Annotated in this window: 15 protein-coding genes; 8 read left to right on the top strand and 7 right to left on the bottom strand. The window is 51.1% G+C overall.

Annotated features, from left to right (window positions below):
• Positions 1 to 37 precede the first annotated feature (37 nt).
• A complete protein-coding gene (locus R3I13_RS19095) occupies positions 38 to 550 on the bottom strand; it encodes a hypothetical protein (RefSeq protein WP_346319561.1) in 513 nt (170 codons plus the stop codon).
• A 132-nt stretch (positions 551 to 682) separates the two neighbouring features.
• On the opposite strand from R3I13_RS19095, the gene R3I13_RS19100 reads away from it, so the two are divergent.
• The 3 genes from R3I13_RS19100 to R3I13_RS19110 are packed head-to-tail and all read left to right on the top strand — an operon-like array spanning position 683 to position 2,820.
• A complete protein-coding gene (locus R3I13_RS19100) occupies positions 683 to 1,009 on the top strand; it encodes a hypothetical protein (protein ID WP_346319562.1) in 327 nt (108 codons plus the stop codon).
• Positions 1,010 to 1,046: 37 nt separating this feature from the next.
• A complete protein-coding gene (locus R3I13_RS19105) occupies positions 1,047 to 1,775 on the top strand; it encodes a hypothetical protein (RefSeq protein ID WP_346319563.1) in 729 nt (242 codons plus the stop codon).
• Between the two features lie 4 nt (positions 1,776 to 1,779).
• The gene (locus tag R3I13_RS19110; protein ID WP_346319564.1) at positions 1,780 to 2,820 is read left to right on the top strand and encodes a polyprenyl synthetase family protein; all 1,041 of its coding nucleotides are present in this window, start codon (positions 1,780 to 1,782) and stop codon (positions 2,818 to 2,820) included.
• Position 2,821: 1 nt separating this feature from the next.
• Here the strand turns inward: R3I13_RS19110 and R3I13_RS19115 are convergent, their stop codons facing one another.
• Entirely contained in the window at positions 2,822 to 4,270 is a 1,449-nt protein-coding gene (locus R3I13_RS19115; RefSeq protein ID WP_346319565.1) for a geranylgeranyl reductase family protein, read from the bottom strand.
• 150 nt (positions 4,271 to 4,420) lie between these two features.
• On the opposite strand from R3I13_RS19115, the gene R3I13_RS19120 reads away from it, so the two are divergent.
• From R3I13_RS19120 to R3I13_RS19130, 3 genes are all read left to right on the top strand, one after another.
• On the top strand, positions 4,421 to 5,077 hold the full coding sequence (locus tag R3I13_RS19120; protein ID WP_346319566.1) for a hypothetical protein: 657 nt from the start codon (positions 4,421 to 4,423) through the stop codon (positions 5,075 to 5,077).
• 253 nt (positions 5,078 to 5,330) lie between these two features.
• Positions 5,331 to 6,278: a hypothetical protein gene (locus tag R3I13_RS19125; protein WP_346319567.1), complete on the top strand. Its 948-nt coding sequence runs from the start codon at positions 5,331 to 5,333 to the stop codon at positions 6,276 to 6,278.
• Between the two features lie 17 nt (positions 6,279 to 6,295).
• Positions 6,296 to 8,830 (top strand): PKD domain-containing protein, encoded by a 2,535-nt coding sequence (locus R3I13_RS19130; RefSeq protein WP_346319568.1) that lies wholly within the window; start codon positions 6,296 to 6,298, stop codon positions 8,828 to 8,830.
• A 92-nt stretch (positions 8,831 to 8,922) separates the two neighbouring features.
• Here the strand turns inward: R3I13_RS19130 and R3I13_RS19135 are convergent, their stop codons facing one another.
• The 5 genes from R3I13_RS19135 to R3I13_RS19155 all read right to left on the bottom strand — a co-directional run bounded on the left by R3I13_RS19135 (position 8,923) and on the right by R3I13_RS19155 (position 19,191).
• Positions 8,923 to 12,321, bottom strand: coding sequence for an insulinase family protein (locus R3I13_RS19135; RefSeq protein ID WP_346319569.1), 3,399 nt, complete (start codon positions 12,319 to 12,321; stop codon positions 8,923 to 8,925).
• A 38-nt stretch (positions 12,322 to 12,359) separates the two neighbouring features.
• Positions 12,360 to 13,745, bottom strand: coding sequence for a RagB/SusD family nutrient uptake outer membrane protein (locus tag R3I13_RS19140; RefSeq protein ID WP_346319570.1), 1,386 nt, complete (start codon positions 13,743 to 13,745; stop codon positions 12,360 to 12,362).
• Positions 13,746 to 13,757: 12 nt separating this feature from the next.
• Positions 13,758 to 17,072, bottom strand: a complete 3,315-nt coding sequence (locus tag R3I13_RS19145; RefSeq protein WP_346319571.1) for a SusC/RagA family TonB-linked outer membrane protein — start codon at positions 17,070 to 17,072, stop codon at positions 13,758 to 13,760.
• 228 nt (positions 17,073 to 17,300) lie between these two features.
• Positions 17,301 to 18,488: a FecR family protein gene (locus R3I13_RS19150; protein ID WP_346319572.1), complete on the bottom strand. Its 1,188-nt coding sequence runs from the start codon at positions 18,486 to 18,488 to the stop codon at positions 17,301 to 17,303.
• Between the two features lie 103 nt (positions 18,489 to 18,591).
• Positions 18,592 to 19,191: a sigma-70 family RNA polymerase sigma factor gene (locus R3I13_RS19155; RefSeq protein WP_346319573.1), complete on the bottom strand. Its 600-nt coding sequence runs from the start codon at positions 19,189 to 19,191 to the stop codon at positions 18,592 to 18,594.
• A 163-nt stretch (positions 19,192 to 19,354) separates the two neighbouring features.
• Between R3I13_RS19155 and R3I13_RS19160 the strand changes: the two genes are divergently transcribed.
• Both R3I13_RS19160 and R3I13_RS19165 read left to right on the top strand, forming a co-directional pair.
• On the top strand, positions 19,355 to 19,534 hold the full coding sequence (locus R3I13_RS19160; RefSeq protein ID WP_346319574.1) for a hypothetical protein: 180 nt from the start codon (positions 19,355 to 19,357) through the stop codon (positions 19,532 to 19,534).
• 5 nt (positions 19,535 to 19,539) lie between these two features.
• On the top strand, positions 19,540 to 20,022 hold the full coding sequence (locus R3I13_RS19165) for a hypothetical protein (protein WP_346319575.1): 483 nt from the start codon (positions 19,540 to 19,542) through the stop codon (positions 20,020 to 20,022).
• Positions 20,023 to 20,322 lie beyond the last annotated feature (300 nt).

A 20,322-nucleotide genomic window follows, 5' to 3' on the forward strand; every position in this document is an offset into this window, starting at 1 on the left:
GAAGCAGGGTATGATACACCTGCGTAGGAAATTTCTTTTAGTAAGCATGCAGCCCGAGTTTGGCGGCGAGCCAGCTTTCTTTCAGCGGCACCAGCCAGTGTTTCTCCAGTTCGCCCTTCGTTTGCACGGTATTGTTGAGATAAAGGGTATCGGCGGTGATGTAACCTTTTTCCAGCGCATAACCGACCTGCGCCATAGGCAGCAATTGCAGGTTCTCCTTCACGATAAAGCCCAGCGCCAGGCGATCGAACAGGTTCACATTGTACTGCCTTTCCATGCTTTTGATGATCCGCACGGAGCTGTCTGTACTGCAACCGCTTACGCCGGCCTCAGTTTCGTCCGCCATCAGCACGATCACCTGGTCGAACAGCAGGCGGCCCCAGCCTTTTACGGGCGTTCCGTGGGTGTTCCATTGTTCGGTGAACTGGTGCAGCTGTTCCTCTATTTCAGCCGCTTCATGGGCAGAAAAAGGGCGGTTGCTCTGGTATATCCAAACCCGGCTGGCGGGGGAGAAGTCTGGAGGTAAAATATGGGTGATATCGGTGTTCATCCTGCAAAATTACGGTAATCCGGGTAAAACCGGCCGGAAGAATTAACCTGCAATTGTTTTTTGCATGCGATTATTTAGTTAAATTTGGTACAGTAACCACCAAAGATCCATTAACCTCAAAATTTTCTTACCATGGCAGAAGACCACAATGTCCACATTGTTGAGTGGCCAAAAGAGGGAGCCGCCCGGCTGGAGCACCTTTTCAACGAAAAACCATTACAGGTAAGCATGCTGCACAACCAGGGGCAGGCCGTTCCTTTATGTATCAAGTTATGCGAGCCCATTTGCGCGGAAAGCAACTACCGTATCGGCATCAACCTGCTGGGGCAGCCTTTCGCCGAGATCGTGATCAGGGGCGTGACCCGGCTGTTCAATTGCCGCGACAACAACGACAAACCGAATGACAATCCTAATCCCGGAGGCCCTGCAACGCATGTTCCCACGAATCCCGTAGGTTAGCAGTATATCGTTCAATTCCCCCAAAAACATACCCCATATGCCCGCAAAAGCGAAGCAAAAGGCGGCAGAGCCCGCTGCGGCAACATCTGCACCCGAAAAAAGCGCCCCCTCCACCGGCATCCAGTTCGAAGGGCTGGGCAATATCGTGGACAGTGCTTCCAAAATAGTGCTGAAAGCCGCCAACATCCTCGAAGAGGAGATTGCGCGCGGCATTGTGGCCGCCAAACAGATCGAAGGCAAGCTCACCGACGTGCAGAAGCTGCGCGGCGGCAACAAAGAAGAGCTGCTTACCCGCTTCCGGCAGGATGCGCATGATGTGATAGACCTGCTGATCGACTTTACGACCATTGCCGTGAAGAACGTAGGCAGCCTTACTTCCCGCATCATCAACATCAAGCAGGGCGGCGGTACAGGCGAAGCCCCGCAGGCGGAAGACCCCGTACAGATCCCGCTGATCCATGCTCCCAAAGACCTGAAAGCAGGCGAGGCGCTGGAAGTGCCCATCACGCTGGAAAACGACAGCAAAACGGAGGTGAAGACCATCGAGTTCACCAACACCGCACTGCTGGACGCTTCCAACAACCAGATCGATGCGGCAGCCATTACCTACACGCCCAACCCCCTCGTATTGCAGCCCGGCAGCAACGGCAGCGTGAAGATCGCCATCAATGTGCCCGACGGGGCGAAGCCTGGTTCTTACACCTGCTTCATACAAGGGAAGAACGTGGCCAATCTTAAAGCCACCCTGCTGGTGAAAGTAGTTTAAACGCATGCTCTCCACAGACATACAGGAACAATTCCTGACCAGGCTGGGCGCGTACCGGGACCTCAGCCTCAAAACCCTGATAGATCTCATCCCGGACCGCGAGCCAAAAAAGTACCTCTACGACCTGGTGACGCTTTACCCCAAACGCGGCGGTAAAGGTTTCAGGCCCGGGCTGTGCCTTGCCGCCTGCAACATCTACGGCGGCACCACGGGCGAGGCCATGAATTCCGCCATTGCGCTGGAATTGTTCCATAACGCCTTCCTTGTGCACGACGACATCGAGGATGAAAGCGACGACCGCCGCGGCAGCCCTACCATGCACGCCGCACACGGCATTCCCATAGCCATCAACGTAGGCGACGCGATGAACGTGCTCAGCATCAAACCGCTCATGCACAACATTTTCACCCTCGGCCCCGGCCTCACCTGGCAGGTGTTCTCAGAAATTGAGCACATGGTGCTGGAAAGCGTGGAAGGCCAGGCCATGGAGCTGGGCTGGCGGCAGGATAATCTCTGCGACCTGAAAGAAGACGATTACCTCCGCATGATCCTCAAAAAAACATGCTGGTACACCTGCATCCATCCGCTGCGGATCGGTGCTATCATTGGTTCAGGCGGCGCGGCAGACCCGGATGTGTTCAACCGCTTCGGGTATTACCTCGGCGCGGCGTTCCAGATACAGGACGACCTGCTGAACCTGATCGGCGACCAGGATAAATACGGGAAAGAAATTTGCGGTGATGTGCTGGAAGGCAAGCGCACGCTGATGCTGATACACCTGCTGAACACCTGTAGCCCGAGAGAGAAACAGCAACTGGAGGCATACCTTGCGAAAAAACGCACCCTTCGCACGCCGGATGAAACGGAATGGGTCATGAAGATGATGAAGAAATACGACTGCATCGCATATGGCCGCAGAAACGCGCAGAACCTGGCGGGCGCGGCGTTGAAAGAATTCTACACCGTGTTCGGCCACATGCCCGATTCGGAGGACAAACAGTTTATTGAAAGCATGATCCTGTATATGATCAACCGCGATTATTGAATCACTTTCCCATGTCTTTCCACACATGGCCGGCCAGCTGGAAGGAATTACTGAGAATGCCTTTTCCCCAGCTGATATAATCCTTCGGATGCTGCATCACATCGCCGGCCGTTTGCATGCCGAACACCATGCCGCCCCATGCCAGCCGTGTAATGCTGCCCGGGCCTTTGGCCGCTTCGCGGAATGCGTCAGCCGCGAGGGTATGCACGCCCTGTGTGATGCTTTTGCCGATGAAAGACGCGCTCATGGCTTCGTTGGCGGGTTTAAGGCCTGCAAGTATGCCGCCTGCAACGTCCGCATATTCATCATCTTTCCGCGCCTTCTGCACGATGATGTCCAGCAGCTTCAGCCACAGTGGGTTCAGGTTGCGGTTGCGGATGAACTGGATGAGGGTGTTGGATAGGGACATGTCAAATCCCAGCTCGTCCACGATCTTCTTTTTGTATGGGGCCAAGGCGGCTTCGTTGAATTGCTGCTGCCGGAAACATTCCGTAATGGCCTCCGCTGCCCAGCGGCCGCTGAGCGTGGCGTACTGGATGCCTTCGCCGTTGAGCGCATTGATCAGTCCTGCTGCATCGCCCACCAGCACCAGCCGGTCCGCGATCTTGGGATGAGCCGGGTTGTAAGTGGCCAGCGGCCAGCCCGCTACTTTATCTTCCAGTTCGCCATCGCCGATCTTTGCTTTCAGCGCGGGGTCTTTTTCGATAAGCTCCAGCAAGAGTTGTTTCAGGTTCACTTCCTGCTGCGGGAAATTTTCCTGTACCATACCTACGCCTACATTTGCAGTATCGGGGCCGGTAGGGAAGAACCAGTAATAACCGGGAAAGCTGAGGGAGGTGAAATACAGTTCGGCCTGGTCTGCCACGCACTTCACGTTTTTATAATAAGCGCGCACGGCCAGTATCCGGTCTTCCGCCTGCGGCTTGCTGCCCGTCAGTATGCGCGCTACGGTAGAACTGCTGCCGTCTGCGCCTACAATGAGTTTGGCAAACAATGAACCTTTTTTATGATGCGCCAGCACGCCATTGCTGAACACCTGGTAATCCTGCAACCTGCCGGCTACCAGCTTTGCGCCTTTCTTTAACGCGGCCTGCAGTATCCATTCGTCCAGCTCCATGCGCGGTATCACGCGGCCATGGTCCGGTATGCCGTTTACCCGCGGGATGTTCTTCGTGATCATGGGCTTCCCGTCCAGGTAAAGCGCGGCCTGGGTGATGACGTTCGTTTTGCGGAATGTTTCATATTGATCAATGCCCATGCCTGCCAGTTCGCGGATGGCAACGGGGCCTACAAAATCGCCGCATACTTTGTCGCGCGGGAATGGCTGATAGTCCAGTATGGTAACTTGAATGCCCTGTGCGGCCAGGTGATAAGCGCAGGAAGCGCCCGCCGGGCCGCCGCCTATAACCAGTACGTCTGTATCGTACTGCGGGGTTACATGCCATTTCATGGGGTCAGTTTATAACCGAATTTACGAAAAATAACATGCAGTATCGGCGCTTTTCCTTAAATTTGATGTATTACTCCGAGCCCCAAATCATCAGCATAAGGTACTGCGTATTCGAATTGTTTTATCGCCCCAAATTTTAAATCATTTCTTATGGAAAAAGGAAAGATTTCCTCCCTGAAAGAATTGCAACAGCAGATGCCGCGTATCCTCGAACAACATGGCAAAGACCCTTCGCTTACTGTGCTTGCCCTCGCCAATCCCTTGCTGGCGCTGGAAAAGATAGGTTATTCCTTCAGCCCGGCAGCCAGGGAAGAAATTGAAGCGCATGTGCGTTTCGGTAAGGCAGGTGCCGCGAAAGTGGAGACATTGAAGGAACAGATATTTGCCGCCGCTGGCAAACCCTTCGACCTCCGCGATGCCGCCGTGCTGCAACAAAATCTCTCCGCCGTATTATCCAAAGCAGCCGCTTCGCCGGATGTAAAAGCCGGCAAGCCCAAAGCAGAAACCGCCCGGGCAAAGGCAGCGGGCCCGGATAAACTCGCTTTGCCGAAAGAAGAAGTGGACGCCATCCTGCACAGCGTGAAGCAACCCGTGAAAGTAACCGGCGGCAAAGTGATAGACCCGCTGGAAAAATACAGCTCCAAACACGCCGTAATAGCGCCTTTGCTGGAATTCCGGAAACTGGAGGCTACACATCCCCGGCTGGCGGAAAAGAGCGTGGCCGAGGCATTCGTAAAACAAAAAGATAAGCTTCCCCTGCGCAGCATCAGCTTCAGGATGAACCGCGCGAACGGGAAAGTGAAATGATAGTGTTGAATTGTCGTGATAAAGTTCGTCATTGCGAGGAGCTGCAAGAAATTCTGTGCGACAGGAAGCGCGACGAAGCAATCTCCTCCAAGGCCTGAAGTACGTCGATTCAATGAAGGAGATTGCTTCGTCGCCCTCCCGCTCTGGCTCTGCGGCTTCTCGCAATGACGAACTTCGGCGGAAAAATGCATAAACCCCAAACCGCGAAACACTACGTTCCGTGGCATGTATAATCCCGATAAAACCCCTTCAAATGGCAAACACGCATGGTTTTGAAGTGATCGCGGAACTTACCGTTCCTGCCCTGAAACAATTGCTGCTGGCCGCATGGAAATCTGGCGGCGACGCCAGCGGCCCCGGTGTGATACCCGAATACGTGAATATCCCCAACACCATCAGCTTCGGCCCCTACCAGGTGGCCAGCGGGCATGTGCAGATCCCCAAAGAGCAGCTCGATCTTGAAATGGACACCGGCGTAAACGGCGTGCGCATCAAGCTCGGTACCATCAACCACATCGAGATCGCCAACCCGCCCATAGACGCTGCCAAGCTGTTCGATATTACAGCGGACGTGCGTGTGCGCGTACCCATCCGCGAGACCAACCCCGCCAATCATGAAGTGGGCGCGGATTTCACGGCCATGCCGGCAGACGCGGTGAGCGTGGCCATCACCAGCGGAGATCCCATTGCGCCCATTACCACCGCCGCCATCGAAGAATTTGTGCATAAGAAATACCAGGAAGGCGCCATCCCTTCGCAGATCACACCCGACCCCACCATCAGCTTCGGGCCGTTCAGCATGAAAGTACATACCGAGCTGTACGACGATGTGAATAACCCCGCCCGCAAGATCACCATCGAAAAACCGGACCCCGGGCATGTGAAGGTCAACATTCCCTGTTACCTCCGTTTTTACGACATCACCGGCAGCTTCGGCGGGTTTGAACTGGCAACGCCGATGGGCATAACCGGGAAAGCCGTGATGCTGGCGGAATACACGGAGACGGCAGACCGCATCCTCGTGAAAACCTCCACCGCCACCGTAACGCTTGAAAATGTAACGCCCGCGCCCGGCACTGAGGCAGCAACTATACTTCCAATAAAACGGCAGCCTCCATTGGCGGTTACGACCTGGAAAACCTCATCAAAACAAATTTCAGCACCGCCGCCGCCGGCCCGCTTCACGCCTTTGGCGATGTAGACGTGTTTGTGCCCACCATGGCGCAGATAGAAGGTTTCATTGCCGCCCGCGTGCGCGATGAACTGGTAGCGCGGCAAAAGATACAGATATGGAAAGTGGAAGACCCCACCGGCACCACGACCATCAACGACGTCACCCCGCAGGCCTATAGCGACGGTTTCGCGCTCTGCATCAACGGCGGCGGTGGCGGCAACCCCGGGGCGGTGACCAGCTTTGTGCCCGCCGGGCGCGATTTTGCCATTGCCACCAGCGAAGCCAAAGTGCGGCAGGAATTCAATAAGACCGTGGCCGACCAATACGGCTCACTGCCCACCACGCTGGACGAAAAAGTAGAAGGCAAGACCGTAAAACTCAACAGTCTCGGCCTGGTCCTGCATACCGGCGAACTGGAGGTAAACGGCGAAGTGACCATCGTAGACGCCGTACTGGACAGCATAGACATCGACGCCGGCTTCGACCAGCGCGTCGGGCTCAAATGGGCCGATAAACCTGACGGCACGCAGATGCTGGAGCATGAGCTGAAAGGCGATCCCGATGTGGACCTTGGCGCGGGAGCCTGGCTGCTGGTAGCTTTCCTGGGCTTCCTCACCTTTGGCGTGATCGGGCTGATCATCGGCCTCATCATCATGGCCGTCGTGGAAAGCATCGCTTCCAAGATCGGCGGCGTGGTGGCGAAAGATGAATCCGGCAAAGTGACCGGCATCGGCGCGTGGCCCGGCAGCCTGGATGCGATCGGCAATGTGCAGGCGCGTTTCGAAAATCCCGTCATCATTGAGCCCAGTGGTCTTGTATTTGCCGGTAACATGATCGTCACCAGCACTTTCGCGCTCACTTCCGAAGACATGGCCCGCTCGCATGGCCCGTACAACGTTACCGGCAACGCTTTTGTGAACTTCAACGGCGGGGCGGACAAACCTACTTCAAAAGCCCTCTGGCTGGCGGGAGACGGCGCATCCTTCAACCTGCGCAACGTGTCTCACCGCTTCGGCAGGAGCGGGGTGTACGTGGCCCGCGTGCAGATACAGGTAGACGAAAGCGGCGGCGCCACCACCAGGCACTACACCCGCGTGAATGTGAAGAACGTTGCGCCGGTCGTGCATTTCGAAACACCCGTGATCACCATCGAAGAAGGGCAGAAGGTAACGCTGAAAGCCGCCTTCACAGACGATAACTGGCTGGATACCCATAAAGCCGTCATCGATTTCGGCGACAACACCGTCCCGCAAACGCTGGTAGTCACCGAAACCAACAACGAACCGCAGGCGCAGGGCACTGCCAGCGCAGAACACGCCTGGTGCGATAATGGCTCCTATACCGTGCGCCTCCTCGTGCAGGACAGTGCCGGCGGCGTGGGAGAAGCTGTGATGACCGTGAACGTGGTGAACGTAGCCCCGAAAGTATACACCTACAAACGCCTCTGCGTGCTCAAAAACCAGCCCGTTCGCCTCGATGCAGTATTTATAGACGCCGGCTGGTGCGACTCGCATGTAGGCACCTGGGATTGCGGGGACGGGCATATCAAAATGGCGACCATCCGTGAGAAGAACAAATCCCCGCAGGGCGTGGGCATCGCTTCCGCATCGCATGTATACACCTGCAAAGGCAATTACGTGGCCAAGGTGACCGTGCAGGACGATGATGGCGGCACCGGTACAGCATATTCCCTCATTACCGTTACCGAACTGCAGAATGCGAATTTCGAGGACGGCTTCCGCTATAAACCGCAGAAAGAAGCGCGCAATACCCAGGAAGATGCCATCGTGGCCAACGAATGGCAGCCCTTCGCTTCGCCTGTGCTCATCATGGACCCGGAAAACTCTCATGTGCCGCCGTTCAAAGCCGCATATTTTATCCCCGACGAATTCATCTGCCGCGATGGGCAGCGCGCGCAGGGCGTGGTGATCGAAGGCTCCGGGATTGCGGGCATACGGCAAAGTATTTGTGCGAACACCGGCTGGGATTACGAATTCACCGCTTTTTATCACCTGCCCACCCGCAGCAGGGGCGTAGCCAGGATCGGCATCGATCCCACGGGCGGCACCAATCCCGTTTCGGAAGATATTAAATGGGTGGAAGCCGCCGCAGTAGATGAATGGGTGCATATGTCAGTCAGAGTGACCGCCGAAAGGCCGCGCATTACCTGCTACATTGCCGTATACCAGGAAAACGGCGAAAGCGAATTGTACATAGACCGCGCCGCGCTCTTCATGATACAGGCCTGCGACCCATACCCGCTCATCATGCGCCCGAAAGACCGCCAGGACTGCTGCCCGGTGGATGAACTCGAACGCCATGATTTTGATAAACTGGAAAAATACATCAGCGACGACATTGCCATGTATTACCCCGGCACCGCCTCCTACCGCGCCACCATGAGCGGCGTGCGCATGGTGGATGAAAACAACCCGCCACCTTCTTTCCGGTTAGACAAACAATCCGGCGAGCAGCTGATGAACATGGCAGTAACCGGGGCGATACAGCTCACGACGGGGATCGCGAAGACGCTGATAAAAGGGACGATCGGGAGGGTGTTGCCCTTTGGGAAGAAGTAGTTTTCACCGGAGATTTGATTGTATAGAAAATGCCCGGCCATGAAGATGGCCGGGCATTATTATTCCAGTAATCAGTACATGGGCTGAGTTTTTTACCTGCCTTTGAAGCGCTCCAGGGTTTGCATCAGCGCTGCTTTGTCTGCTTTGGGAGCCAGCGATATTGCCTGTTGCTGGGCAGCGATCGCCTGTTTCTTTTTCCCGAGTTTAAATAAAATACCGGCATAGGTATCATAGAAGGCGAAAAGGCTGGGGTTGGCCGCTGAATCCTTCAACGATAGCTGGCTATATGCCAGCGCAGTTTTTAACGCTGCCGGATCGGAAGAAAAGAGATAAATATCATAAGCACGGTTATTGTAATCGTTCGGTGAGGCAAACGGTTTGAAGGCGCTGAGGTATTCAATCAGCTTCTTCACATACATGGCGGAATCTTTTTCCCTGGCGTATTTCATTTTAGCCACGGCGATGATGCTATCCGATGCCCGTGAAGCAATATGGGACAGGTTCGATTGTACATTTGTCCATGCCTGATGGTCTTCCAGGTATTTATTTTCTTTATTCCAGGTGGGCTGGCCGGTTTTCATTTTGTATAGGTTCAGGGCGAGATCGGATATCACGCTTCGTTTAACGGAAACGATATTCAATGCCCTGGCCTCTGCTGCCATCGCCTTTTCCCGGAACTTCAGCTTATATAACAGGTTCGCATAAGTATCTATGAAATAGGGGTTGTTTTTATTGATTGTATCAGCCAGTACCCGCGTCATATCAGCAAGTGCGGCATTCAGCTGCGCATTGTCGGCAGATGTGCTGAAAATTTGCCAGGCTGCATCGTTTATTTCCTCGGCCGGCCTGACTGGGATGTTTTTCGTGGCAGGGTTTTTAGAAGAAGAAATGAGCCATGTTTCCTTCGGTACTAAATATTTACGTGCCGTTTCATGAATAGTTTTTGCATCGATGGTGCGGGCAATATCTATACGCTGGTAAATCTCATTCAGATTCCCGCCGGTAGCCAATTGTTCAACTATATATTCCTGCCAGAAATCATTACTGGTAGTTTTTGCCTGGTTGTCTGTTATTTCCTGCCGCCTGGCTGTTTCTGTCAGAGCAGGCGAAGGCGCTTCGGCTATTAGCCGGTTGATGACCGCTATCGAGGAATCTGCCACCAGGCCGGCATTCCCTGAAGTGAAGAAGTTGGAGATAATAGAAACATTACCCGGGGAACGGTAAACAACCGAAGGGTCCATAATAGCATAAGCCATTCCCATCTTCTCCCTGATATTTGTAAATAATAAATTGCCTAATACACGGCATAGTACCGATAGCTCCACTTTTGTTCTGAGGTCCGGTTGTGATGTAGTGGCAAATTCCAGCTTAACGCTATTGGATGTAGTGCTGACCGAATCAAGTGTTTTGTATAACACAGGTCCATTTGCGTGGGCGGCTGCGTCAACCAGTACGGGCGTCCGCACCGGGCCCGCCGGCATGCCTGCGATATATTTGCCTGCCTGTGTTAATACCGTATCCATGTTAAAATCGCCTGTAACTACGAAAGTGTAATGATTAATGACGTCAAATGTTTTCTTATTGTAGCGGGAAGAGGTGAGGTGCAGGTAAAGTAACTGCATGGCCAGTTCAATATTTTCCCCTGTTACCTCTATATTAACCCCTTCTGCGTTCTGGGTTCGGAAAGGGCGGATGGTAGAAGAAGATTTTGATAGTGTTTTTTCGATCTGCTTCCATGTAAAATTACCTACACCGCTATTCAGGACAGGCGTTTCGCCGATAAAATAATTAAAGTAGTCTTTAATGGGTTTATTGGCGTTGGGGTCTCTGAATGCAGTAATTAATATTTTATCTGATCGGACCCCCTGCGGTTTGAAAGGTTTAAATATAATTGCAGCGCCATTTTTCAGTATCACTTTCGTTGCTGCAATCTCAGGCATAGCTATTTTATCAACAACACTCATTTGCCGGGTCAGGGAATCGGTTGTGCTTTTAGATAGCAGGGAAGTTGTTTCATCCGGGCTGATGTATGGCGCTATTTTACTTTTGGCGATTTTGTCCATAAGGTTTGGCACCGTTTCCTGCGCAGGCAGGTATTTCTTTGTATCCTTCGAAGACCTGATAACGATATCCGGGGGCATTTTTAGCCAGGTTTTAAACTGGCTGTTTATTTCGGCGAGGGAAATATTTGTGATCAAAGCCACCGTTATCGAATCGATATATTTTTTTCCCGGCGCCGCATCCTTGCCAAGGAAATGATTATCGATTCGGGCTTGTATTTCCTTTGAATTTTCCGGCCACTGTAAAGTAAAGCCGGAACGTGCCATTCTTTTTTTGACCGCCTGAAATTCCTTTTGTGTAAATCCATATTTTACCAGGCGCTCACGTTCATTGATAAACGGTGCGAGTGTATTGGTCAAAGAAAAACTGTTGCCTTCGGGAATGAGAATGGCAGCAAAGGTAAGGGCGTCGATTTCTGCCGAATAAAGCGGGGTTGCGTTCTGGCAGAACATTGTAGTCGCAGGCTGGATATTTTTTGCCTCAAAATTGCTGAAGCGTTGTCTTAGCATTTCATTGATAAGATCAATTTTAAATTGCTTTTTGTAATTCTCTGGCGTTTGTGTATAAAATCCTTTATCGCGGTTCAGTATTTCCACATAGATCTGGTTAGGCATATGCCAGTCATCCAGTATGATCGTATTTGTTTCCGGGGATAGTGGTGAAGTATAAGAATGCCATTGCCTTGGCCGGGCAGGCATTTGCAGGTCGCTGAACCGTTCTTTTACAAGATGCTCCACTGAATCCACGTTAATGTTTCCGATAATGGATATGGCCTGCAGATCGGGCCTGTACCAATCCCGGTAAAACCGTCTTAGTGATTCGTATTTAAAGTTCCTGACACTTTCAATATCACGCCCGCTTAGATAAAAGTGCGGGTCGTTAACTATTTTTATTGCATAATATACATCGTCACTGTTATGATTTATCTCGTTTAATACAATTCCTCTTTCGGCCTCAAGGGTTGCATCATCCAGCATTGCATTGGCAGCAATTTCGCGGAATGCAAAAAGGGCGTCAGCCAGCAGGTTGTGTTTTCGGGCGTCTGCCGATATCCAGTACCTGGTCATAGCATAGCCTGTTGAAGCATTAAAATCCGTGCCCACAGCCAGGCCTTTATTTTTCAGGAATCCCATTATGCTGGGTATGTTCCTGGTTTTTCCCAATACAGCATGTTCCAGCACATGCGGAAGATGCGCCTGGTCGCTGTCGGCTTGAAAATAACCTGCTTTGACGATGAATGCCAGTTCAATTTTGTCTGCCGGCATTTCATTTTGACAGATATAATAAGTAAATCCATTTTCCAGTTTCCCATACCTGACCGCAGGGTCCAGCGGAATGGTATCGGTCTTTCCGGAAGCGGAAACAGTTTCCGCTGAAAGTGAAACTACCAGGCATAGCACTGCCTGTAGGGCTTTGATCCTTACTGTCATAGTTGAATTTTATTTTAACCTGTTTAAATGATGAATCGCTAATAGCCGTCGTTCTGGTCGCCGAGCCTTGGATTCTTGTCGAATTCGCTTTGAGGAACAGGATATAGCAGGTCTTCCGCCGTGATACCCGGTTTAACGGCTGATAAAACTGCTATGGCGCGGCCGGTCCTTTTCAGGTCGAACCACCGGTGCCCCCATTCAGTGAATAATTCCAGCCATCTTTCTTTTTCGATGGCAAGTAGCAGGTCATCCTGTGAAATTCCAGGGTTGATGTCCGCTATCAACGGAATGCCTGCACGCTCCCTGATCATGTCGAGATCGGCAATAGCGCCTGCGATATCTCCCTGGCGGGCACGGGCTTCCGAACGAACCAGGTATTGTTCGGCGGACCGCAGCACTACGAAATACTCCGTGATCGGCATGCCATATTCGAATGCTTTGTATTTATAGGGGTAGTGGTAATCCTGTGTGCCGTCGTTATAAATGCCTACCCATTGCGCTTTCCGGGCATCGCCTGTTTCATACGCGTCTAGTAGCTTACGGCTGACAACTTTTGAACCATAGCCCGGGCCATAGGCCATTACATAACTGGTGCCATCCTGGGTATTGACCCCGCCGTCTGAAGATAGCTGCCAGATAACTTCTGTACTGTTCTTTAAAAAGACATTATTGGGAGTTGCCAGTGAATAATTGCCGTTATTATCCAGAATTGAGCTGGATTGAAGGATGGCATTCTGCCAATCTTCAAGGTATAGATATACCCTTGCCAGCATGGCGGTAGCTGCGGTTTTATTGGGCCGCACTCTTTCCGTTTCTGCATAGGCTTCCGGCAGCAGGGATTGCGCCTCTGCCAGGTCTTTTTTGATTTGATCGTATACCGTTGTGGTGGCAGTTCTTGTCACCAGGGCATTTTGTTTATAATCGGTTTGTGTCACCAATGGCACATCCCCGAAAAGATTTACCAGGTAAAAATGACAGAATGCGCGGACGAATAACGCTTCGCCTTTTAGTTGTCTTTTGACATCGGAATCAACCGGAGAAGCGTTGGCGAGCCCCTCGATGATATCATTGGCCTGGTAAATAGCCTGGTAGGCTCCGGACCATAACGCAAATACTTTCGCGTCTTCGGCCAATAGGCGGTTTTCCTGGAAATACCTGTATTCCGCATCATCGAATACATTGGATAACTCATCTGAAGACAACCCTGTCAGCGCGCCTAATCCATCGTATCCTCCGCCGGCAAAAGGGCCGGACACCATGGTCCGGTACATCCCCGTTACAGCTGAAGTAGCGTTCTTTTCATTTTCAAATACCCGCTCGCTATCTATCTGCGAGTCACTTAGTTTCGTGTCAAGGAATTTTTCGCATGCACCCATTGTGAATAGCGCGCAGGCGATGGCTATATATAGTAGTGATCGTATCATTGTCGATGGTGTTTATATCTTAACCTGTATTCCGAATGATAATATCCGTAATGGGGGAATATTCATTAATGTTTCGGGATCCCAGCCTGTATAATTGGTGGCAGTAAAAAGATTTTGCCCCTGGAGGAAAAACTTTGCACTCTCCAGCCGGATCTGCTTGATCACATTCACGGGAACTGTATAGGAGAAAGTCAGTGTCTTCAACCGGGCAAAGATTATTTTGCCAATTGCAGCATCACTTACGCCATGACGGGAGTTTGCTGAAGAGGCATCGAGGTTTGAAGAAGTGGCGAGCCTTTGAACAGGGACGAGGTCACCCGGTTTTTGCCAGCGGTCCAGGTATTGATCTGGTGTAAGGTTGCCCATTCCCGGCGTTCCGGGTATCCGGCTATTCCCCATGCTATTGGAAAACTGGAAGAGGAAGGAAAGTTCAAAGCTCCGGAAGGAAATAGTATTATTGAGCCCTCCCTGGTAATTGATCGCAATCGCTTTGGTGAAGTCCAGGTCGTCGGTTGTAATGGCGCCATCTCCGTTAAGATCTTTGAAATCATACAGACCTGTAGCAGGATTGACGCCTAATGAAACGTAAGTTCTTTTAATAGACAGCGGCTCCCCGACCTTATACAAGGTATTGTAGGAAGAATTCGCAATATCATCGAACGCAAACAGCTTATTGCGCGGCAGTGTCAGGTTGAAGCTGGTGGACCAGCTGAAGTTTTTCCGTTGTATATTTTTGGCATGCACAACAAATTCCCAACCTGTATTTTGAATGATCGCATCAAAATTATCCGTGACAATCAGAAACCCGGTGGTAGCGGGAAGCGGGTAGTCCACCAGCTGGTTTTTCGACCTGTTCCGGTACCATGCGGCTTCTACTGAGAGCCTGTCATTCAATAATCCCAGTTCCAGCGCAAATTCAAGTTTGCGGGTCACTTCCCATTTATAATCCGGGTTTAAAAGCGCCAGTGGCTGAAAGCTGACCCTCCCGTGATACACATCCTGTGTGATGCCGTACCGTTTTACATATTCGGAGTAACCGATCTGGTCATTGCCGGTTACGCCATAGCTGGTTCTTAGTTTGCCGAAGCTGAGCAGGTTGGAACCGGCGAGGAGCTTTTCATTTGTAAATATCCATCCCGCGCCCACCGCCCCGAAATTGCCGAAACGGTTAGCAGGCCCGAACTTGGAGGATCCGTCTCTCCGGGCAGTAAGATTGACGATATATTTCCCGGCGTAGTCATAACCAAGCCTGGCAAACAATGCACTGTAGCGGTACTGGAAATCGTTGCTGGAGCTGGTGATCTTGGGAGCCGCATCCAGTGTGTTCAACAGGGCATCGCTGGTATAACCGGAACCCGTTACACGTGTTGTGGCTGTCTTGGATTCCTGGAAAGTAGCGCCCAATACGGCATTGAAGTGATGGTCTTTCAGTTGTTTTTTATAAACTATTTGCGGCTCGACGATCCAGGAGCTTCTTTCGTTTTCTACAAGATTCCTTGTGCCTAAAGGAGTATTGAATCCATAGGGGTCCTGGGCACTGATAGGCATTTTTGTCACATCGTTTCCATCCAGTTTTGTATAACCCAGCCTGGCAAGCAATGAGATGCCATGCCCCAGTTCATAATTCAGCGACAGGCTGGAAACGATATTGTTGACATTCACATTCTGCGAAGTATTCAGATCAGCGAGCGGGTTTCTCCAGGCGCTTCTTCCCTGGAGCGGGAAGCCCGCAGGCCGCCGCCACCAGTTTAAGGATCCATCTTCAAGGTAGAGGGCAGGCCCTGTAGGAGCAGTTGACAGTACAATTCCTTTATATTGGGGGCTGGAAAATAGCTTATTATCATCGATTCCCAGGCTGGCAGTGAAGTTTACAGAGAATTTGTTGTCTGCAGACCGGTGCATTGCGCCCAACCGCGCGGAAAACTTTGAATAGCTAAAATCACCGGGGAAGATGGTGGTTTCCCGGTGGTAGCCACCGCCGATATTGAAACCGGTACGTTCGCTGCCCGCTGAAAAATTTACCTGTGCGTCGGTTATTTGAGAGGTGCCACCCATCAATGTCTCCTGCCAGTCGGTTGTTCTCGTTGTATCCACGGTAAGCAGATCCAGGGCGCCCCCGTTATAGTCAGTTGCAAAGTCCCGGTTGTCATTTTTATAGGCTTCATACCGCATGTCCAGGTATTGCCGGCGGTTCAGCAATGGCATTTTCCTGACCAAAGCGCCCGCACCCCTGTAAAAGTTGATATCTAAACTGGAGCGTTCACCCGGCCTGCGGTTCTTAGTGGTGACAAGGATCACGCCATTTGCGCCGCGGGAGCCGTAAATGGCCGTTGCATCCGCATCTTTTAGAATTTGAATGCTTTCAATGCTGTTGGGGTCTATTGTGCTGAGCGGATCAAATCCCCTGTTATTTTCGGCATAGTCGCCGCCTGCCAGTGAAGAGGAGCTGGTGGCCAGTGGAGCCGGTTCCACCGGCACCCCGTCGATAATATAAAGCGGGAAAGTTCCTACTATTACAGATTTTCCCAGCGTTCTCAAACTATTTTCCCCCCGTATGAAAATTCGTGGCGCGGAGCCTGCAACGCCGGTAGACGGCGTTATTTCCACACCCGCCACCCGGCCCTGTAATGCCAGCAAAGGGCTTGTAACCGGCTGGTTCTCTATTTCCCTGGCATTGACCCTGGAAATATTGCCCACGCTTTTTCTTTTCTCCGTTGTCCAGTAGCCGGTGCTCACGGTCACTGCATCCAGGTTGTTGTCCTCAATATTCAAAACGATCGTCAGGTCTTTGTTGCGCACTACAATCTCCCTGGATTGATAACCTATTGACCGGGCAATTAACACGTCGTTTTTGCGGGTCTTCCAAAACGTAAATCTTCCTTCACCATCCGTTACTGCACCATAGTTTGTATTTTTTATTAAAATAGTTGCACCGGGAATAGGTGTGCCATCCGGTGCGGTAACTTTCCCGGTCACAGTAACAGTGGTGTCTTCGGCAGAAGGAGAGGGGGCCACCGGTTCAAACGCGGTGGCTGGTTTACGGCTTATAACAATAGTTTTCCGTTCGATCGCATATTCCAGCGGTTGGCCTTTAAGCATAACAGTAAGAAATTCCTTCATCGGCATTTCCTTTGCCGACAGCGTAACCGGCCTGGATTGGCTGAGTAATTCATAATTGCAGAATACCAGGTACCCGGTCTGCGCTTCAATAACCGGGAAGATCTTTTCAATGGGGACATTCTTCCCTGAAAAAGTGACCTTTTGTGCGAACCCCGTTGCGCTGGCATGTAATGCGCAAATAAATAATAAAATGGCGGAAAGTTTCATGATCCTGATCCATTTGGTTGATAGGAATAGTTTGCCAGCTTCACTTTGGCAAAAAGTGCAGAAATACATAACTTCGAGTTGGGTGATAAGATATTATTTCACATGATTCTTTGAATACCCATCCAACCGGTAATGTTCCACCATTACCGGTTTTCATATGGGTTCAGGCATAGTTGTTTTACATGTCTAATGATTTGAGTGATTGTATAATGTGATTTTATATGGCCGTCAGTTGGATGTTACAATGATCTTTCTCCCTTCCACACGGAAATGAACGCCGCTCTTTTCCAGTATCCTCAAAGCTTCCTGCAGGTTCAGTTCCCGCTGCATCTTACCGTAGAATTCTACATCGGGTACATTGCTTTCATACACCACCTCCACATCGTACCAGCGCGCCAGCTGCCGCATTGCCGCACGTAGCCCTGTGCGGTTGAACTGGAATATGCCGTTCTTCCATGCGGTCACTTCGGATACATCCACTTCTTTTATTACGTGGATGTTTTGGGAAGAGGTCACAATGGCTTGTTCGCCGGGGCGAAGCGTTTGGCCGGCATTATGCTGCGATACACGTACGGATCCTTCCAGCAGGGTGGTCCTGGCTGCCTGCTCATCGCTGTAGGCCATGATATTAAAATGCGTGCCCAGCACTTCCACCACCATATCGCCCACTTTTACCCTGAAAGGAATGCGGGTTTTGGAAGCCCGTGCCAGCGCCTGTATCTCGAAATAACCTTCCCCTGTAAGTTCCACCAGGCGGGCTGTATCGCTAAAGGAAGTGGGATACCTGAGCGTGGATGCCGCATTCAGCCAGACCTTGCTGCCATCCGGAAGCATCACCTGGTATTGGCCGCCACGGGGCGTTGCGAGTGTATTATAAACATGCTCCTGCCCGGCGGCAGCCGCATCATATTGCAGCCGGCCATTTTGCCGGTAGATCGCTGTTTTGCCCTGCCTGATCACCTGGTTGCCAGTACTGTCCAGCGGTATCACCGATCCGTCGCCCAATGTGAGAAGCGCTTTATTGCTACCGGGTAAAATTTCCCGGTTCCCTGCAATTGGCTGGTTGCCCGAAGGCTGCAGCCACCAATAGCCGCCCAGCGCAACCGCAGCCAGCATGGCCGCTGCCGCAGCCCAACGCAGGCGGCGAAGTATCCGGGTCCGTGGAACAAGCGGCTGTTCCCGGGTTGATAATTTATCCGACGCCAGTATTTTGCCGGCTACCGACATCCATTTTTCACGGTCATACTTTGCCGAGAAGTAAGCCAGGTCGGGCCCGGCCAATCCTTCCAGCACTTCCGGCGTTATCCCGGATGCATCCTGGCCGGCCAGGTCCGACAGTTCTGCCAGCTCTTCCTCACCGGCGTTTCCCTCCACCAGCTTTTCCAATAAAAAATGTAAACGGGTTGATTGCTCCACTGCATGTAATGTTTAACTGACAGGCGATATGCCCCTATACATAAATGACACCCGAAATAAGAGGTAGTACCGAAAAAAAGGGCTATTTTTTTGGGAGGGATGTTTAGACCAGCAAAATATAGGAGACGATCAATGCGGTGGGATATCCTGCCTTCTCAAGGTAATGCCGGATATCTTTCATGGCCATTACAAGCAGGTTCTTGATAGTGCTTACGGCGAGGCCCATTTGCGCGGCGATCTCTGAAATGGAAAGACCCTGCTCACGGCTTAGCCGGTACGCCTGCTGCTGCCTGGCCGGCAGCTGCGCTACCGCTTCCTCCACGAGGTGAATCAATTGCCGGAACTCTACGGTTTGCGCGGTGTGATTGACGATATCATCCTGCAGGTGCCGGTATTCAATATTTTGAATAACCCTGCCATGAACGGTCTGCCTGCGGACATAATTAAGCGCCAGCCGGACGGCGATCCTGGTGATCCAGGCCCCGGGATTGTCCACATCTGCCAGTTGGTCCCGCGTTACCCAGACCTTCAGGAAGGTTTCCTGCACCAGGTCGTCGGCAATGGCTTCAGACCGGGTAATGCGATAAACGACGGCCTGGAGGCGGGGGACATACAGATCAAAAAGCTCCCGGAAGGCCTGTTCTTCTCCCGCTGCTACGCGATCGTAAATTGTTTCATCAATATATCCTCCGCTGTATGCCAATGGGAAGGTACGTTATTTTGGACCGGCTTAAAATTAGACAAAAATTTCCATCCGGGAAATGGCAGGCCGGGGCACAGGATGATACGCTTTACCTATAGACAGCATCGGTTTGCATAAAATTTGGTAAATTGCATTACTGATTTTTTTATATAATAGAATGATAATGTCAAAGAAGAAGCCAATTTCCAAGGAACTGACACCTCAATCTAAAATATCTGTTACCAATGACCGCGAGCGGCTCCTGCGCGATATATATCGTCCGGATATTGAAAAGTTGCATCTTTTTACTCAAATGTTGCGGGTAAATGCTTTATTTAAAAAGGCGAAAGTCACTCATAAATAAAAGGAATGGATCTTTTAGATGAAGAGCTAATCAGGTTTTGGCGAACCTTAAATGAGAATAAGGTGAGGTATATTATGGTTGGTGGTTTTGCAACCCGTTTCCATGGATATAATCGAAATACGGATGACCTGGATATATGGTTAGAAGATACGCTGGGAAATAGAAAAAGATTAAGAGCAGCTTTTATACAATTAGGGTATGGTGATCTCGAATCTTTAGAAACGATGCAATTTGTGCCTGGGTTCTCAAACATTACTATCTGTAACGGAATCGAATTGGATATTCTTGGTAACATGAAAGGGCTGGAGCAATTATCCTTTGATGAATGTTTGAAAATGGCTTCAGTTGCTAACCTGGAAGATGTTGCCATTCCTTTCCTGCATATTAATCACCTCATTGAAAATAAAAAAGTAGTCAATCGCCCGAAAGACCGGATTGATGTTATCGAATTAGAAAAGATCCGCAAGATCAGGGATGAAGAAACATAATCTCGTAATGGCTGATCTGCTTTAAACTAAATACGCTGCGCCGAAAGTGCAGCGTATTTAGTTTACCCTCATCGAAAATGCCATCCAAATCAAGACTCGATCAGTACCCCCCTGAAAACAGGGTATTCATTTTCATTGAAAATGGTGTTTTTGCCAGTATCGTATGTATCTATCTTTGTGTCAGAATAGATGGAAGCAGGGTAAGTTGGGCATTATTGTTGGTGTAAGAGTGCCCGTAATGTCATTTTTACTTGCAGTGCCTGGAAAGATGCCCCGGTTTATATTAACACTTTATAGTTT

Origin of the sequence: Chitinophaga sp. YIM B06452 (assembly GCF_039655965.1) — a bacterium.
GTDB lineage: Bacteria > Bacteroidota > Bacteroidia > Chitinophagales > Chitinophagaceae > Chitinophaga.

Coding starts and splice junctions, on each gene's coding strand:
- R3I13_RS19160 (WP_346319574.1), top strand. CDS start 19,355: ATGTCAAAGAAGAAGCCAATTTCCAAGGAACTGACACCTCAATCTAAA.
- R3I13_RS19110 (WP_346319564.1), top strand. CDS start 1,780: ATGCTCTCCACAGACATACAGGAACAATTCCTGACCAGGCTGGGCGCG.
- R3I13_RS19105 (WP_346319563.1), top strand. CDS start 1,047: ATGCCCGCAAAAGCGAAGCAAAAGGCGGCAGAGCCCGCTGCGGCAACA.
- R3I13_RS19115 (WP_346319565.1), bottom strand. CDS start 4,270: ATGAAATGGCATGTAACCCCGCAGTACGATACAGACGTACTGGTTATA.
- R3I13_RS19165 (WP_346319575.1), top strand. CDS start 19,540: ATGGATCTTTTAGATGAAGAGCTAATCAGGTTTTGGCGAACCTTAAAT.
- R3I13_RS19140 (WP_346319570.1), bottom strand. CDS start 13,745: ATGATACGATCACTACTATATATAGCCATCGCCTGCGCGCTATTCACA.
- R3I13_RS19120 (WP_346319566.1), top strand. CDS start 4,421: ATGGAAAAAGGAAAGATTTCCTCCCTGAAAGAATTGCAACAGCAGATG.
- R3I13_RS19100 (WP_346319562.1), top strand. CDS start 683: ATGGCAGAAGACCACAATGTCCACATTGTTGAGTGGCCAAAAGAGGGA.
- R3I13_RS19125 (WP_346319567.1), top strand. CDS start 5,331: ATGGCAAACACGCATGGTTTTGAAGTGATCGCGGAACTTACCGTTCCT.
- R3I13_RS19145 (WP_346319571.1), bottom strand. CDS start 17,072: ATGAAACTTTCCGCCATTTTATTATTTATTTGCGCATTACATGCCAGC.
- R3I13_RS19095 (WP_346319561.1), bottom strand. CDS start 550: ATGAACACCGATATCACCCATATTTTACCTCCAGACTTCTCCCCCGCC.
- R3I13_RS19135 (WP_346319569.1), bottom strand. CDS start 12,321: ATGACAGTAAGGATCAAAGCCCTACAGGCAGTGCTATGCCTGGTAGTT.
- R3I13_RS19130 (WP_346319568.1), top strand. CDS start 6,296: ATGGCGCAGATAGAAGGTTTCATTGCCGCCCGCGTGCGCGATGAACTG.